11 protein-coding genes are annotated in these 15,847 nt (G+C 69.4%); 5 read left to right on the top strand and 6 right to left on the bottom strand.

Annotated elements, in window-relative coordinates; genetic code table 11:
- Positions 1 to 185: 185 nt before the first annotated feature.
- From ACJ4V0_RS20100 to ACJ4V0_RS20085, 4 genes are all read left to right on the top strand, one after another.
- Positions 186 to 1,823, top strand: coding sequence for an acyl-CoA dehydrogenase family protein (locus tag ACJ4V0_RS20100; RefSeq protein WP_448301394.1), 1,638 nt, complete (start codon positions 186 to 188; stop codon positions 1,821 to 1,823).
- A 126-nt stretch (positions 1,824 to 1,949) separates the two neighbouring features.
- Positions 1,950 to 3,167, top strand: coding sequence for an efflux RND transporter periplasmic adaptor subunit (locus tag ACJ4V0_RS20095; protein ID WP_448301393.1), 1,218 nt, complete (start codon positions 1,950 to 1,952; stop codon positions 3,165 to 3,167).
- 10 nt (positions 3,168 to 3,177) lie between these two features.
- A complete protein-coding gene (locus ACJ4V0_RS20090) occupies positions 3,178 to 6,315 on the top strand; it encodes an efflux RND transporter permease subunit (protein WP_448301392.1) in 3,138 nt (1,045 codons plus the stop codon).
- 81 nt (positions 6,316 to 6,396) lie between these two features.
- Positions 6,397 to 7,041, top strand: a complete 645-nt coding sequence (locus ACJ4V0_RS20085) for a LuxR C-terminal-related transcriptional regulator (protein ID WP_448301391.1) — start codon at positions 6,397 to 6,399, stop codon at positions 7,039 to 7,041.
- A gap of 2 nt (positions 7,042 to 7,043) precedes the next feature.
- Here the strand turns inward: ACJ4V0_RS20085 and ACJ4V0_RS20080 are convergent, their stop codons facing one another.
- The 3 genes from ACJ4V0_RS20080 to ACJ4V0_RS20070 form a co-directional block, all read right to left on the bottom strand.
- A complete protein-coding gene (locus tag ACJ4V0_RS20080; RefSeq protein WP_448301390.1) occupies positions 7,044 to 9,353 on the bottom strand; it encodes a hybrid sensor histidine kinase/response regulator in 2,310 nt (769 codons plus the stop codon).
- 53 nt (positions 9,354 to 9,406) lie between these two features.
- The gene (locus tag ACJ4V0_RS20075; protein WP_448301389.1) at positions 9,407 to 10,024 is read right to left on the bottom strand and encodes a TetR/AcrR family transcriptional regulator; all 618 of its coding nucleotides are present in this window, start codon (positions 10,022 to 10,024) and stop codon (positions 9,407 to 9,409) included.
- 185 nt (positions 10,025 to 10,209) lie between these two features.
- Positions 10,210 to 12,321 carry a TonB-dependent receptor gene (locus tag ACJ4V0_RS20070; RefSeq protein WP_448301388.1) on the bottom strand — a complete coding sequence of 704 codons (2,112 nt, stop codon included), beginning with the start codon at positions 12,319 to 12,321 and terminating at the stop codon, positions 10,210 to 10,212.
- A gap of 236 nt (positions 12,322 to 12,557) precedes the next feature.
- Between ACJ4V0_RS20070 and ACJ4V0_RS20065 the strand changes: the two genes are divergently transcribed.
- A complete protein-coding gene (locus ACJ4V0_RS20065) occupies positions 12,558 to 12,938 on the top strand; it encodes a hypothetical protein (protein WP_448301387.1) in 381 nt (126 codons plus the stop codon).
- 103 nt (positions 12,939 to 13,041) lie between these two features.
- Here the strand turns inward: ACJ4V0_RS20065 and ACJ4V0_RS20060 are convergent, their stop codons facing one another.
- The 3 genes from ACJ4V0_RS20060 to ACJ4V0_RS20050 form a co-directional block, all read right to left on the bottom strand.
- Positions 13,042 to 13,386 (bottom strand): hypothetical protein, encoded by a 345-nt coding sequence (locus tag ACJ4V0_RS20060; RefSeq protein ID WP_448301386.1) that lies wholly within the window; start codon positions 13,384 to 13,386, stop codon positions 13,042 to 13,044.
- A 98-nt stretch (positions 13,387 to 13,484) separates the two neighbouring features.
- Positions 13,485 to 14,492, bottom strand: a complete 1,008-nt coding sequence (locus tag ACJ4V0_RS20055) for a 4-hydroxyproline epimerase (protein ID WP_448301385.1) — start codon at positions 14,490 to 14,492, stop codon at positions 13,485 to 13,487.
- Positions 14,493 to 14,601: 109 nt separating this feature from the next.
- Positions 14,602 to 15,831, bottom strand: a complete 1,230-nt coding sequence (locus tag ACJ4V0_RS20050) for a diguanylate cyclase domain-containing protein (RefSeq protein ID WP_448301384.1) — start codon at positions 15,829 to 15,831, stop codon at positions 14,602 to 14,604.
- Positions 15,832 to 15,847 lie beyond the last annotated feature (16 nt).

The following is a 15,847-nucleotide window of genomic DNA, read 5'->3' as shown; positions in this document are numbered from 1 at the left end:
CGTGCTGCGATGCCGGAGAACGAACGTCCCAGACAATCACGGCCCCGGCAGCGATGCAACCAAGGGTCGAGCGGCCGGGTCGAGCGGCGGGATCGCGGGCAGGGTGCCCCTTCGGCCGGATTGCCGGGCGTTTCGGCGCCTGCCACTCTCGCCCGACCCCAAGGACCCTGCACGCGGAGAGACAGATGCCCCGCCACGCGCCCTCGACGCGCCTCATCACCCACGAGGTGTTCAACCAGCCGCCGGATTTCGCCGGACTCAACCTCTTCACCTCCGACCCGATCCTGCGCCACTGGGCGCTGCAGGAGGGCGGTGACTGGGTCGAGGCGCCGCTGACTGCGCTCGGCGCGGCCGTCGGCTCGGAAGAGGTGCTGGCCTGGGGCGAGGAGGCGAACCGCTACCCGCCGGAACTGACGGTCTTCGACCGCTACGGCCGGCGCATCGACGAGGTCAGGTTCCATCCGAGCTACCACCGGCTGATGGAGCTCGCCATGGCCCACCGCATCCACTCCATCGCCTGGGCGGAGGAGAGGCCCGGCAGCCACGTGGCCCACTCCGCGCTCATGGCGCTGTTCTCGGAGGCCGAGCAGGGTACGATGTGCCCGATCTCCATGACCTATGCGGCGGTGCCGGCGCTGCACCACCAGCCGGATGTCGCGGCGCAGTGGGTGCCGAAGATCGTCGGCGGAAGCTATGACGCGCCGCTGAAGCCCATCGGGGAGAAGCGCGGCGTCACCGTCGGCATGGCCATGACCGAGAAGCAGGGCGGCAGCGACGTCAGGGCGAACACGACGCGGGCCCATCGTGACGGAGAAGCCTGGCGGCTCGTCGGCCACAAGTGGTTCTGCTCGGCGCCGATGTGCGACGCCTTCCTGACGCTGGCGCAGACGGATAAGGGGCTTTCCTGCTTCCTCGTGCCGCGCATCAGGCCGGACGGCGAGCGCAACAGCCTCCATGTGATGCGGCTGAAGGACAAGCTCGGCAACAAGTCCAACGCGTCCTCGGAGATCGAGTATCACGATACCCACGCGGTGCTGCTCGGGGAAGAAGGGCGCGGCATCGCCACCATCATCGAGATGGTCCACCACACCCGCCTCGACACGATCTCCGGCACCATCGGCATCATGCGGATGGCGCTGGCGCAGGCGCATCATCACGTCGCCAACCGGCGCGCTTTCCAGAAGACCCTGATCGACCAGCCGGCCATGCGGGCGGTGGTCGCGGACCTCGCCCTCGAATACGAGGCCGCAGTGGCGCTGACCATGCGGGTGGCGCGCGCCTTTTCCGGAACGAGCGAGGAGGACAGGGCCTTCGCCCGCCTCGCCGTCGCCGCAGCGAAATACTGGCTGACCAAGCGCAACCCGAATTTCGTCTATGAATGCATGGAGTGCCATGGCGGCGCCGGCTATGTGGAGGAGAGCCCTCTGCCGCGGCTGTTCCGGGAATCGCCGCTCAACGCCATCTGGGAGGGCTCGGGCAATGTCATCGCCCTCGACATCCTGAGGACGCTCGGCCGCGAGCCGCTGGCGCGCGACGCCTTCGCCGCCGAGGTGATGGCGGCGCGCGGGGAGAACGCCGTGCTCGACGCCGCCATGGAGGACATTGCCGCGCAGATCAGGCGGGTGCCGGCGGAGGCCGATGCCCGGCGCATCGCCGAGCGCATGGCGCTGGTGCTGCAGGCCTCGCTGCTCGTCCGCGGCGCGCCACCGGCCGTCGCCGACGCCTTCATCGCGACGCGCCTCGGCGGCGAGGGCGGCCGCTCCTTCGGCGTGCTGCCGCGGGCGGCGGATGTGGACGCGATCGTCGGACGGGTGGCGCGCTGACGGAGGCGGTCTAGACCATCGGGCCGAATAGTCCTTTCCCGGGGCCGCCCTAGGATGCCCTTTGGGAAACCTTGTATGCGCGATCCGCCGGTGTGGGTCGGCGGCCGCGGTCGGGGACAGGCGTTCATGCTCAGAGTGATCATCGTCTTCGGACTGCTCGCCGTCGTCGGCGGCATCGCCACCTGGCGGCCGGACCTCGCCGAAAAGGCCTATCTGCAGGTCCAGTCGCTGGTCACAACGGCCAAGCCGGCGCAGCAGGCCGCCCAGCAGCCGGGACAGGCCCGCCGGCCCGCCGGCCCGCCGCCCGTCTCCGTGACCATGGCGCGTGCCGAAAAGCGCACCGTGCCGATCATCGTCGAGGCGGTGGGAACGGTTCAGCCCATCGCCGCACTGCAGATCAAGTCCCGTCTCGACAGCCAGGTCGTCGCCGTCCATGTCGCCGAGGGCGCCTCCGTGAAGGAGGGTGACCTCCTGTTCAGCCTCGACGACCGGGTGCTGAAGGCGCAACTCGCCCAGATCGAGGCGCAGATCCTGCGCACCCGGGCGCAGCTTGAGCAGGCGGTGCGCGATCGTGATCGCGCCATCGACCTCAACCGCCGCAATGTCGGCACGGAGGTCGCCCGCGACAACGCCATCACCAACGTCAAGGCGGTGGAGGCCCAGCTCGCGGCGGACGAGGCGAACCGCAACAATATCCAGACCCAGCTCAGCTACACCCAGATCAAGGCGCCGCTGTCGGGCCGCATCGGTTCGATCATGGCCAAGGTCGGCACCTCGGTGCGCAACGCCGATACGGCTGCGATGACGACGATCAACCAGATCGACCCGATCCACATCGCCTTCGCCATCCCGCAGGCGACCTTCTACGAAATGCGCGCCATGCTGGGCGCAGGCGCCGCCCAGGTGGTGGTCGAGGCGACCGTCGGCGGGCGCACGTCCACCGGCGCCATCGCCTTCATCGAGAACCAGGTCGATCTCACCACGGGCACCGTCACCGCCAAGGCGCGGATGGAGAATGGATCGGAGCAGCTCTGGCCCGGGTCCTTCGTGCCGGTCAAGGTGACGCTCGGCACGCAGACCGACGCGGTGGTGGTTCCCGCGGTCGCGCTGCAGACCGGACAGAACGGCCCCTTCGTGTTCGTGGTCCGGGACGGCAAGGCGGCTGTCGCCGCGGTCACGGTTTCGCGGACCATCGGCGATCTCGCCGTGATCGAGAAGGGCCTGAGCGGCGGCGAGGATGTGATCACGTCCGGCCAGTTGCGCCTGGTCGCCGGGTCCAACGTCATTGCCAGACCGCCTGCGGCGACCACGTCGGGTCCCGCACCGCTCGCGCCGCAGGGCTGAGGAGAGAGCGATGCTGTCCGAACTCTGCATCCGCCGACCGGTGATGACCATCCTCCTGATGGTCTCCTTCCTCGCAGCCGGCATGTTCGGCTATCGCCAGTTGCCGGTGGCGGCCGTGCCGCGCGTCGATTTCCCGACCATCCAGGTCAGCGCCCAGCTTCCCGGCGCAAGCCCGGAGACCATGGCCTCCTCGGTCGCGCTGGTGCTGGAGAAGCAGTTCTCCACCATCGCCGGCGTGACGACGATGTCGTCGACCTCGACCTATGGCAACACGTCGATCGTGCTGCAGTTCGACCTCAACCGCTCCATCGACGGCGCGGCGCTGGACGTGCAGTCGCAGATCTCCGCCGCCATGCGCCGCCTGCCCCCGGACCTGACGACGCCGCCGAGCTTCAGGAAGGTGAACCCGGCTGACTTCGCCATCCTGTTCATCACCATCTCATCTGACACGGCGCGCCTGTCGGACATCGACCGCTTCGCCAATTCCTCCATCCTGCCGCGCATCTCTACCCTGCCGGGCATCGCCCAGGTCCAGGTCTGGGGCTCGCAGAAATATGCCGTGCGGGTGAAGGCCGACCTTGAGCAACTCGCTGCCCGCGGCCTGACGCTGGCCGATCTGCAGAATGCGCTGGCGTCCGCCAACTCCAACCGCCCGGTCGGGTCGGTCAACGAGGGCGGCCGTTCCGCCATCCTCGATGCCACCGGACCGATCACCCGCGCATCGGACTACGCCAATGTGATCGTCGCCTGGCAGAACGGCGCGCCGGTCCGCGTGTCGGACGTCGCCAGCCCGGTCGACGGCGTCGAGAACGACCGTGTCGCCGCCTGGCTGGACGGCAAGCGCGCCATCGTGCTCGGCGTGCAGCGCCAGCCCGACGCGAACACCGTCGATGTCGTCGACCGTGTCAGGGCCATGCTGCCGCTCATCCAGCGCGAGGCGCCGGCCGCCTACAACATCTCGATCATGATGGACCGGTCGAAGCCGATCCGCGAATCGATCGCCGACGTGGAGTTCACGCTCGGGCTCGCAGGCCTCCTCGTGATCATGGTGATCTGGTTCTTCCTGAAAAGCTGGCGGGCGACCCTCATTCCCGCGGCGGCGCTGCCGATCTCGATCATCGGCACCTTCGCCGTGATGCACGTCCTCGGCTATTCCATCGACAACATCTCGCTGCTGGCGCTGACGCTGGCGGTGGGCTTCGTCGTCGACGACGCCATCGTCATGCTCGAGAACATCATGCGCCACATCGAGGAGGGCATGGATCCCTTCCAGGCGGCACTGGTCGGCTCGCGCGAGGTGGGCTTCACCATCATCTCGATGACCATCTCGCTGGTGGCGGTGTTCATTCCCGTGCTGTTCATGGGCGGCGTCGTCGGCCGCATGTTCGCCCAGTTCGGCGTCGTCATCTCCACCGCCATCCTGATCTCCGGCATCGTCTCGCTGACGCTGACGCCGATGCTCTGCTCGCGCATGCTGAAGCCGATCGACCACAACCACCGGCCGATCTTCCCGCTGCGCTGGTTCGAGGCCTTCTTCTCGGCGATGACCCGGGGCTACGGCTGGTCGGTGCGCAAGGTCGTCGCGATGCCGGTGATCATGCTGGGCATCACGCTCGGCACCTTCGCCCTCACCTTCGTGCTGTTCCGCGACATCCCGAAGGGCTTCTTCCCCAACGAGGACAACGGCCTGATCCGGGCCGCGACGCTCGGTCCGGACGACGTGTCCTTCGAGGCGATGGTCGAGCGCTCGCGGCGGCTGGCCGACGTGGTGCGGCAGGACCCTGACGTCGTCTCGGTCATGGCCAATATCGGCGGCGGCGGCGGAAACTCCACCCAGAACGCCGGCTTCCTGTTCATCACGCTGCGCGACAAGCCCGCCCGCACCGCCAGCGCCATCGAGGTGATCGCGCGGCTTCGGCGGACCACGGCGGAGGTGCCCGGCATCCAGGCCTTCTTCTCGCCGATCCAGTCCATCCAGGTCGGCACGGTTCAGAGCCGCTCGCAGTACCAGTACATGCTGCAGTCTGCGGATCTCGATGAACTGCGCCGCTTCGCGCCGCTGCTGGAGACCCGGATCAGGCAGATTCCGGGCATTCTCGACGTCAATTCCGACCTGCAGATGCGGGCCCGGTCGACCATTGTCGATGTCAACCGCGATGCCGCCTCGCGGCTCGGTGTGACCGCCGATCAGGTGCGCTCGACGCTCTATTCGGCCTTCGGCGCGCGTCAGGTGACGACGATCTATGCGCCGGAGGACACCTATCAGGTGATCCTCGAGGCCGATCGCCGGTTCTCCGACACGACCAGCATGCTGCGCCGCCTCTCGGTGCGTTCGTCCTCGGGCGCGGTCATCCCGCTCGACGCCGTGGCGACGATCCGCGAGGAGCCGACGGCGCTCAGCGTCGGCCATCTCGCCCAGCTCCCGGCGGTGACGCTCTCCTTCAACCTGCCGCAGGGCGTGGCGCTGTCGCAGGCGGTCGAGCGCATCGAGGCGGCAGCCCGCGAGATCGGCCTGCCGGCGACGATCCTCACCAGCTTCCAGGGCACCGCGCAGGTGTTCCAGCAGGCAGTGGCCAACCAAGGCTTCCTGCTCTTCGCGGCGGTGCTGGTGATCTACATCATCCTCGGCATCCTCTACGAGAGCTTCATCCACCCGCTGACCATCCTGTCGGGCCTGCCGTCGGCGGGCATCGGCGCGCTACTGACGCTGCAGCTCACCGGCTTCGACCTGTCGGTGATCGCCATGATCGGCCTCGTCATGCTGATCGGCATCGTCAAGAAGAACGCCATCATGATGGTCGACTTCGCCATCGAGCGGCGCAATCACGGCGCCACCGCGAAGGAGGCGATCGTCGAGGCGGCGATCCTGCGCTTCCGGCCGATCATGATGACGACTCTCTGCGCCATCCTCGGCGCGGTGCCGATCGCCATCGGCCACGGCGCCGGCGCCGAGCTGCGCATGCCGCTGGGCGTCGCCGTGGTGGGCGGCCTCGCCGTGTCCCAGCTCCTGACGCTCTACATCACGCCGGTCGTCTATCTCATGTTCGACGGCCTGTCGGGCTGGATCTCGCGCCGCGGCAGCGCGGCGGAACCGGTTCCGGCCACGGCGCCCGCCGGAGGCACGGCGCACAGCCAGCCGGCGGAATGAACGGGGTTCGCGGGGCTGTGATGGCTCCCGCGCCCCCAGCGCATTGACAGCCAAGCCGCGAGGGCCCTACGCCTTCGGGCCATGCCGCGTATCGCCGTCATCGCCGACGACCATGGACTGTATCGCATGGGCCTTGCCTTCACGCTGAAGGACCGGCTCGGCTTCGACGGCGTCGTGGAGGCGGCCTCCCTCGACGAGGCGCTCGCCAGGCTCGACGACGCCGAAGGCATCGCCCTCGCCCTGTTCGACCTGTCCATGCCCGGCATGCAGAGCGCGGCCTCGCTGGCGGCGGTGCGCGAATGCTACCCGGACCTTCCCATGGCCGTGGTCAGCGGCTCGGAGAACCGTGCCGACGTGCTGGCGGCGCTGGCGGCCGGCGTCAACGGCTTCGTGCCGAAGGGTCTCAGGGACAACGATCTGGTGGCGGCGCTGGAGACGATCCTGTCCGGCGCCATCTACGTGCCCTCCAGCCTGGCGCAGGCGACCGGCCCGGGCGGCGAGCCGGCATCCGGGTCCGGCGCCTTTGACCTCGGCCGCCTGACACCGCGCCAGCGCGACGTGCTGGGCCTGCTGGTCGAGGGACGGTCCAACAAGGAAATCGCCAGGGCGCTCGATCTCGGCCACGGCACGGTGAAGATCCACCTCGCCGCGGTGTTCCGGCATCTCGGCGTGTCGAACCGGGCGGCCGCCGCGGCCGTGGCGGCGCCGCTGCTCGCACGGGGCTGACCTCAGATCATCAGCCGTGCAACCGCCGCCCGCAGCACGGGGATGGCGACCGGCTTCGTCAGCCAGGGGACGCCGCTGGCCTGCAGTCGCGCCAGGGTGCCGGGATCCGTCGCACCGGTGACGATGAGGGCGGGACGGGCGAAGCCGCGATCCCGCCGCCAGCGGTCGATGAGGTCGAGCCCGTCGTTTCCGCGCTCGAGCTGCAGGTCGATGACCGCGAGATCGATGTCGGATCCGGCGGACAGCGCCGCGGTCGCGTCCCCGCTGCTCGTGGCGGCGAAGACGGTGGCGCCGTCGTCGCGCAGCATGCCGGCGAGCGCCTCGACGATCATCGGCTCGTCGTCGAGGATGAGGATGCGGCGGCCGGCGAGGGAGACCGCGGGCTCGGTTGCCGGGGTCTCGGCGGCGGGCAGGTCGCGCGGCGCCAGCGGCAGTTCCACGCGGAACACCGTGCCATGGCCGCGGCGGCTCGTCAGGCTGATGCGGTGCCCGAGCAGGTTGCACAGGCGTCGGACGATGGAGAGACCGAGGCCGAGGCCGTCGTTCTGGCCGTGGGCCGCCTGCTTGGATCGCTCGAACTCCTCGAAGATGCGCTCGCGGTCCTCCTCGGCGACGCCGGGGCCGGTATCGTGGACCTCGAGGACGGCAGCGCCGCTGCGACGCCGTACGCCGACCAGCACCTTGCCCGACGGCGTGAACTTCAGGGCGTTGGTGACGAGATTGCGCAGCACCGTCTCGATCAGGATCGGGTCGCTGACGACGGCGAGGCGCGAGGACACCAGCCGGAACTCGAGGCCGTGCGCCGCGCCCTGCGCGCGGAAGCCGGCGGAGACCCGCTCGAGCAGGTCGCCGATGACGAAGGTGCGCGGCTCCGCCACGACGATGCCGGCATCGAGGCGCGAGACGTCGAGCAGGGCGTTGAACATGTCCTGCAGCGAGCCGAGCGTCGTCTCCATGTTGGCGACGAGACGGCGCGGCTCGTCGCCCTGCACGCGGCGGGCGAGGGCGTTGGCGAACAGCGAGAGGGCGTGCAGCGGCTGGCGCAGGTCATGGCTGGCGGCGGCGAGGAAGCGCGACTTCGCGGCGGTGGCGGCCACGGCGTCGTCGCGGGCCTGCGACAGGGCGCGGTTGGCGGTTTCCAGTTCGGCCGTGCGGACCGCGACGCGATGCTCCAGCGTGTTGGCGAGGTGCTTCAGCGCCTCCTCGTTGTCGGCGAGGCGGTCGATCATGCCCTGCAACGAGGCGCCGAGGGAGGCCACCTCCTTGGACGAGTTCTTCGGGACCTCGATCACCACGCCGTCGAGGGCCTCGGCGAGGCCGACGCGGTCGGCGCGCGCGGCGATGGCCTGCAGCGGACTGGCGATACGGCCGGCCACCCACCAGCCCGCGACCAGCACCATGAGCCCGACGATGCCGCCGGCGGCGATGATCTGGCGGCGCAGTTCCTGCACCGGCGCGAAGGCGACATCGGCATTGGACGTGACGACGATCTGCCAGCCGAGGCCCTCGATGCCGCGGCCGCCCGAGGCGCGGCTGGTGCCGATCACCATGGTGCGGCCGTCGGGGAGGGTGTCGATGGCGAAGCCGTCGGAGCGTTCGGCCGTGCGCCGCGCCAGATCCCGGCCGAGATGGTTCGGATCGCCGATGACGACACGGCCCTCGCGGTCGAGGACGATGACCTCGAGGTCGGACTGGCGACCCTGCGAGCGGTCGATCAGCGAGCGCTGGAGGTGACCGAGCCAGTCCCAGCTGACCAGCATGCCAAGGACACCGACCGATCCGCCTGTCGCGTCGCGGACGTTGACGCCGATCTCGACCACGCGCTCGCCGGGCGTCGTCTGGATCGTCGGCCGCTCGGCCTCGCCCGGGGCCGGAGCGGGCCGCTCCCGCGCCGCCGAGAACCAGCGCCGGCCGGTGACGTCGGCATTCTCGCTGGCGCCGCCCGAACCGACGGTGACGCGGCCCTCCAGGTCGGCGAAGCCGATCCAGACGATCTCCTCCACATTGGCCTTCACCCGGTCGAGGATGACGCGCTTGCCCTGATAGGCGCTGGCGGGATTGGTGAAGGCCGGCAGGGTGGAGAGCGTCCGCGTCGAGCGCCAGCGCTCGTAGATGTCGCTTTCCAGCGCCTCGCGCATGTAGGCGGCGAGGTCGCCGAGTGAGCGGCCGATCGAGCGCTGCGTCTCGCGCGTCGCCGTCCACACCACGACCGCGGTGACGGAGAGGATCAGGGCGGCGGTCAGCACGGCCAGCGTGCCGGTGAGAATGCCGCGCAGGCCCGGCCGGGTCAGGGACGTCGCATAGGTCGCCATGGGCGGCAGTCTCGTTCCTGGCGGCGGCGGCGGCAAGGGGCGGCGACGCCGGCCTATTCCGCGGCGACCCGCCGGGCCGGTGCGGCGACGTCGCGCGCGCCCGCCAGGATCAGGCTGGTGACGAGATCGGCATAGGCCTCGCGGGTGAGGGGACCGTCGGCGCGGAACCACATGGAATGCCAGTTGAGCATGCCGAACAGCGACATGGTGACGGGGGTCAGCAGCGGCGAGCCGGAAAGCTCCGGGACCGCCTCGACGAGGGCGGCGGAGAAGGTGGCCGCGAGCCGGCGTTCGACGCTCATGAGTTCGTTCTGCGCGGCGGCCGGGAGGCGCGCCAGTTCGTTGATGTGGATGCGATGCAGCGCATCGGTCTCGCGATAGGCCTCCATCAGGGCATGGATGATCGCCGCCAGGCGGTTCCCGGGCGTCGCTGTACGCGACGCCGTCTCGACCGCATCGAGCAGGTCCGCGAGGTGGCGGCCGATGATGCCGACCAGCAGCCGCTCCTTGCTGGGGTAGTAGTGATAGACCAGCGTCTTCGACATGCCGCAGGCGCGCGCGATGTCGTTGATCGAGGTGCGGTCGTAGCCGTGACGGGCGAAGAGCCCGGCCCCGGCGTCGAGGAGCAGCCGGCACTTGTCGTCGAAATCGGCGGCGCGGGGGCGCGGCACGGTCAGAGGCCTCCGCGAGGGCGGAGCCTGCTGCTTCGTCGTCGCCAGCGCACTCTCATGACACCGCCCGGCCGTCGTCTTCGGAAAAGCCTCATCTCAACCGATTGAAGAGGGTCGTCCCGTCAGGTGTCAACGCGCCCGAACGGCCAAGGTGGTCCGGCCTGCGGGCCGATTTGGCTCCGCCGTCAGAAGCGGACGGTGGTGAAGAATCGCACCCCCCGGCCCGGCATCAGCACCTCGTCCTTCTTGAACGAGACATGGTTGCGGATGTCCGCGTTCAGGAGGTTGGTGCCGACCAGGCCGAAGGTGAGGCTCTGCGCCCCGGAGCCGGGCTTGAGGGGCATGCGGTAGCTGAGCTCGGCGTTGAGAAGGTTGTAGCCGGGGGTCGCCGTCTCTTCGGCCGCGATCTGGTTCTGCGCGAAGGCGTGCAGCAGGCTGATGCGGGCGAACCAGTTGGCATCGCGCCAGAAGAGGCCGCCGCCGAGACGGTGCGGCGGAATGCGCGGCACGTTGGTGCCGTCGGCGAAGCGGGCGCGGACGAAATCATACTGGCCCTCGACGCCGAATGTGCCTCCGGCAACTTCGCCCAGATCGACCTGGCCACGCAGTTCGACGCCATAGAAGGTGGCGTCCTGCTGGGCGAAGGCGAGTTGACGCAACTCGGTGCCGCCGCCGGAGCCGCATGTGGCGAAATCGTCGTCGCAGGTCAGGCCCGTCAGGCGCTTGTAGATGAAGCCGGAATAGCGGGTGTAATAGGCGGTGGCGTCGACGCGCCACGACCCTTGCGCGCGCCTGAGGCCGACCTCGATGGTCTGCGCCCGCTCCTTGGTGAGATTCGGATCGCCGATCTCGAAGGTGCCGGAGGCCTCGTGCGGGCCCTTGGAGAAGAGTTCCTGGGCGCGCGGGGCGCGCTCGACATATTGCCCGGTGACGCTGGCGACCCAGCCGCCGGGCAGGTTCTGCAGCAGGCCGAGGCTGGCGCTGACGGGCGTGAAGTTGCGCACGGCGGCGTATTCGACCGGCGCGCCGCCGGAGGGGTCGAGACCGGCCGGGAAGAGCGAGGCCGTGCCGCCGATGCGGACCTGCTCGATGCGGGCCGCCGCCTGCAGGCGCGTCGTCTGCGTCAGCGCCAGTTCGTTGAACAGGAAGGCGGCTGCAGTGCGGCTGTCGGCGGGCGCGAGCAGCCCGCCGGCCTCGCCGGAGGTGCCGAGGCTCTGGGCGCCGAACTGAACGCCGAAGGTGGAGCTCAACGTGCCGAGGGGGGTCGCCAGCGGGCGGAAGGCGGTCTCGACGCGGCCCTCGAGCTCGCGGTTGCGGAAGGTTGCGGCGGTGGCGAAGGCGCCGAGGTCGAGGTGCTGCTCGTCGTGCCGGTAGATCGATCCACCCAGCCAGAAGCGCACGTTGTCGACCACCGAGCCGTCGAAGCGGATCTCGCCCTTCGAGGCGAGGCGCGTCTGGATCATGTCGATGCGCACGCGGTCGGGGGCCGAGCTTGCGCCGGGAATGCCGTAGAGCGAGCGGAACTGCGAGATGGCGGCGCCGATGTAGCCCTGGTCAAAGAAATAGGACGCGCCGAAGGAGCCGCCGAAGGTGCGGGCGAAGGAATTGTCCTGCCGGCCATGAGGCGTCGCGTAGTCGCCGGCGTTGCGGCCGAAGACATCGGCGGAGAAGGCCCATTGCCCGGACGAACCGCGCACCCGCGCCGCGCCATCGACGCCCCTGTCCACCGAGGACAGGCCGCCGGTCGCCATGCCGCTGACGCCGGGTGGGCCGAGCCGCGTCGGAATGCGCTGGTTGGTGACGTTGACGACGCCGCCGATCGCCTGCGAGCCGAAGCGCAGGGCGGCGGGGCCGCGGATCACCTCGATGCGCTCGGCGGCGAGCGGATCGATCGGGACGGCGTGATCCTCGGAGAGGTCGGAGACATCCTGGGCGCCGATGCCGTTCTCCTGGATGCGCACGCGGGTGTTGTCGAGGCCGCGGATGATCGGCCGGCTGGCACCACCGGGCGCGAAGCTGGAACCGGTCACGCCGGGCAGGGTGTTGAGCTGGTCGCCGAGCGTGCCGCCGCCGTTGCGGCGGATCTCGGTCTCGGGAACCACGGTGACGGGAACGAAAGCGCGGTCGATGACCTGCAACTGCCCGTCGGTGAGGCCGAGGTCGCGCGCCGCGCCCTCCGGGTTGCGCGGCGCCTCGATGAGGATCTCGGGCAGGGCGGTCTGGGCGGCTGCGGGGGCGACGAGCAGCGCCAGGACGAGGAGGCTTGCCGCAGGTCGGGCGAGGCGGGCAGGGGGCATGAGGTCACCAGCATATGCAATGTTACAACATTACATAAACGAGATCGGGGCCGGGTCTGTCAAGGCCGACCTGACACATGGCGGCCGTCCTCGATGACGGTCGTAGCCCGTGCGTTTCCGACGCTGAAACGGCGGCGCCGACGCGAGCCGTCGGGCTGAAACCGCGCGGGCGGAAAGGCAGTGCCACGCGCGGCGTCGCCGCGACCTGCAAAAGCCTGCTTCTGGAGACCGACCCGATGACCTCGCCCCTGTCGATACCTGTTCGCCGCCTCGTGCTGCTCGGTGCGCTCGCCACCGCCCTCTCGGGCGCCGCCGTCGCGCAATCCGGACCCGCGCCGGGCGTCAGGCTGTTCAAGATCGTGTCCCCGCGCGACGAGGTGATCGTCGGCCTGACGGCTCAGGAGCTTGCCGCGCTGCAGGGGTCGTCGCCGGCCGAGGCGCTGGCGAAGAAGATCGCTGCCGAAGGACAGATGACGGTCTGGCAGTACAGCGTCCGCCGCGGCGACGGCGGCACCCTCGTCATGGCGCCGGTTGCGAAGGTCAGCCTGATGGCGGCGGGCATCGTCCGCATCGAGCCCTATCAGGCGGCCCATCCGGTCATCGCGCCGGGCGCGTGAGGGGCGCGTTCCGCCGCCCTACGCGCGGAAAGGCAAGGCAGACAAGGAAAAGGCGAGGCCAGTGAACTCGGTTTCTTCGTCGGCGGCAGGATGAGCTAAGACGCTAGTGGCCTGCGGCGGGGTTTTTCGAGATCGCCTGCGGGTTCTCGAGAATTTCAAGCAGAGGCGTACTTACCGTCTGCGGGGCCAGACTATCCAGAAGTGCTTCTGGTATTGGCACCTGCTGAAAAATATCCAGCACCTCGGGGCCAGAAGGTGGCGAATGGCCCGGAGCAAATTTCGGCGCAATAAGGCGAACTGGCCGCATCCATTTCGCGTCACGTGAGGGCAGCCAAAGGGGCGCTAGCCAAGCTCGGTTTTGAAAATTCACCCACTCGATCATTCTGACGGACGGACCCGACATAGCGGGAACCATCCCCTGGATTTCGATTTCCTCAAATTCATCCACGGCATCCTCCCAGTTTCGCGAGTGCGGGAAGACAATACCACACCTTACGCGGGCATTTTGTAGAGCATGCAATCAACTGAGAGTCGCCGTCCACCCATCTACCGGTCCACCACCTGGAAGCCTTCCCAGTAGGGGTCGCGGTCGTCGACGAAGATCGTGTTGATGCCGGTGACCCGCGCCCAGCCCTCGATGGAGGGGATGATCGCGTCGAGGGCTCCGACCTTGGCCCGTCCCTCGATCCGGCCGGTGAACTTCGAGCCGATGATGGATTCGTGGACGAAGTCCTCGCCCTCCGTCAGCCGGCCGGTGGCGGCGAGATGGGCCATGCGGGCCGAGGTGCCGGTGCCGCAGGGCGAGCGGTCGATGGCCTTGTCGCCGTAGAAGACGGCATTGCGCGCCGTACCGCCGTTGCGCGGCGCGCCGGTCCACAGGACGTGGGTGAGGTGGTCCAGCGCCGGGTTTTCCGGGTGGACGATGGCATGGCGCGCGTTGAACGCCTTGCGCAGCAGCCCGGAGAAGCGGATCACCTCCGAGGGCTGCAGGTCGTCGAGGTCGCCATAGCCGGGCTGCGGCTCGACGATGGCGTAGAAGTTGCCGCCATAGGCGACGTCGACGGTGAGCGTGCCGAGACCCTCGACCTCGACCTCGTAGCCGCGTCCCAGCAGGAAGGACGGCACGTTGGTGAGGCGCACGCTCTCGACATAGGGGCCGTCCTGCACATAGCGCGCTTCGACGAGACCGGCCGGCGTATCGAGCATCAGCACCCCCGGAGTCCTCGGCGTGACGAGGCCATGCTCGATGATGGTGGTCACCGTGCCGATGGTGCCGTGGCCGCACATGGGCAGGCAGCCGGACGTCTCGATGAAGAGGATGCCGACGTCGCAGTCGAGCCGGGTCGGCGGGTAGAGGATCGAGCCCGACATCATGTCGTGGCCGCGCGGCTCGAACATGAGGCTGGTGCGGATCCAGTCATGGCGCGCCAGGAAGTCCTGCCGGCGCTCGAACATGGTGGCGCCCCTGAGCTGCGGGATGGAGCCGCCGGTGACGACGCGGACGGGATTGCCGCAGGTGTGACCGTCGATGCAGGCGAAGGTGAAGCGGGACATGGCGCGGTTCCCAAAGGCGTCGATGGCTCAGGTATGAGGCGGCGGCGCGCCCGGCGCAACGGTGGCGCGGGCCGAGACCTGCGCGGGCCGTCGATGCCGGCCGCCGTTCCTACAGGGCGGCGAGGCGGGAGGTGTCCCGCTCCTCGGCGGAGTGGTGGCGCATGGCGTCCCACTGGCGATGGGCGGCTTCGTCGACCTCGGAGGCGAGCGCATAGCGTGCCTTGCCGCGCGCCTTGGCGACATAGAGGGCCGCATCGGCGCGGGTCATCAGCGCGACGAAATCGCTACCGTCCTGCGGGGCGCAGGCGATGCCGATGCTGACCCCGATCTCGGCGGCCTGGGTATCGGCCAGCGGATAGGGGGCGGTGATGACCGTCAGGAGGCGGGAGGCGATCTCCCCGAGCCGAGCCTCGTCGGCGGTCGCGGCCAGGACGACGAATTCGTCGCCGCCGAGCCGTGCGGCGAGGTCGCCCGGTTCGAGCGTCGCGCGCAGGCGATCGGCGACCATGCAGAGCACACGGTCGCCGACGAGATGGCCGTGGGTGTCGTTGACGGCCTTGAAACCGTCGAGGTCGAGGTAGAGCAGCGCGAAGGCGCCGGTTCCGGTTCCGGCGGCCGCCAGCCGATGGTCGAACTCGCGGGCAAGGCCGGTGCGGTTGACGAGGCCGGTCAGGGGGTCGTGGCCGGCGCGGTGCTTGTGTTCACGCTCGGCCATCATGGTGGCGACCAGCAGGCGGTGGAGCTGGAAGGCGGCCTTGCTCATGGCGAAGAGGAGAGCCGGCGCCTGGACGGCGGAAATGAGCAGGATCGCATTGCCGGACAACAGGGCGCCTGCCGTCGCCGGCAACAGCGCGCCGGCGATGACGGCGGTGGCGAGCCGCGGCGCGCAGACGTAGCGGAAGCACATGCCGCCGACCATGCCGGCCGCCGAGATGCAGACGACGATAGCCGTCGACCAGTCGCCGCCGACCAGCGCAATGCCGGCGCCGAGCCCCGTGGTGAAGCCCCAGGCGACGGCGAGGAGGATGTTGACGTCGGTCAGCGTGTCGCGTCCCTGGGCCGCCGCGCGGTAGGCGTAGGCCATGGAGCCTAGACGGGCGAGGGTGACGATGATCTCGAGCGCGCACCAGACGAGGATGGCCGGCGTCGGCCGCCACCAGGCAATCAGCAGGGCGATGCCAAGGGTGTTGGCGGCGCCGCCGAGGAAGATCGGCAGTGTGCCGTAGAGGTTGGCGACGAGAGCGGCGCGCACGTCGTCGGGCACCGCCTGGCGGGTCGACGCCAGCCAGCGCGTGAGGCTCCAGCGCGGTGGGCTGAATATGAGTGCGGGATCGACCATGCCATTCCGATAGTTG

It is taken from the genome of Phreatobacter aquiterrae (assembly GCF_053471285.1).
Note: the sequence above shows the minus strand (reverse complement) of the source record. Positions and strands in the feature narration are given on the sequence as shown.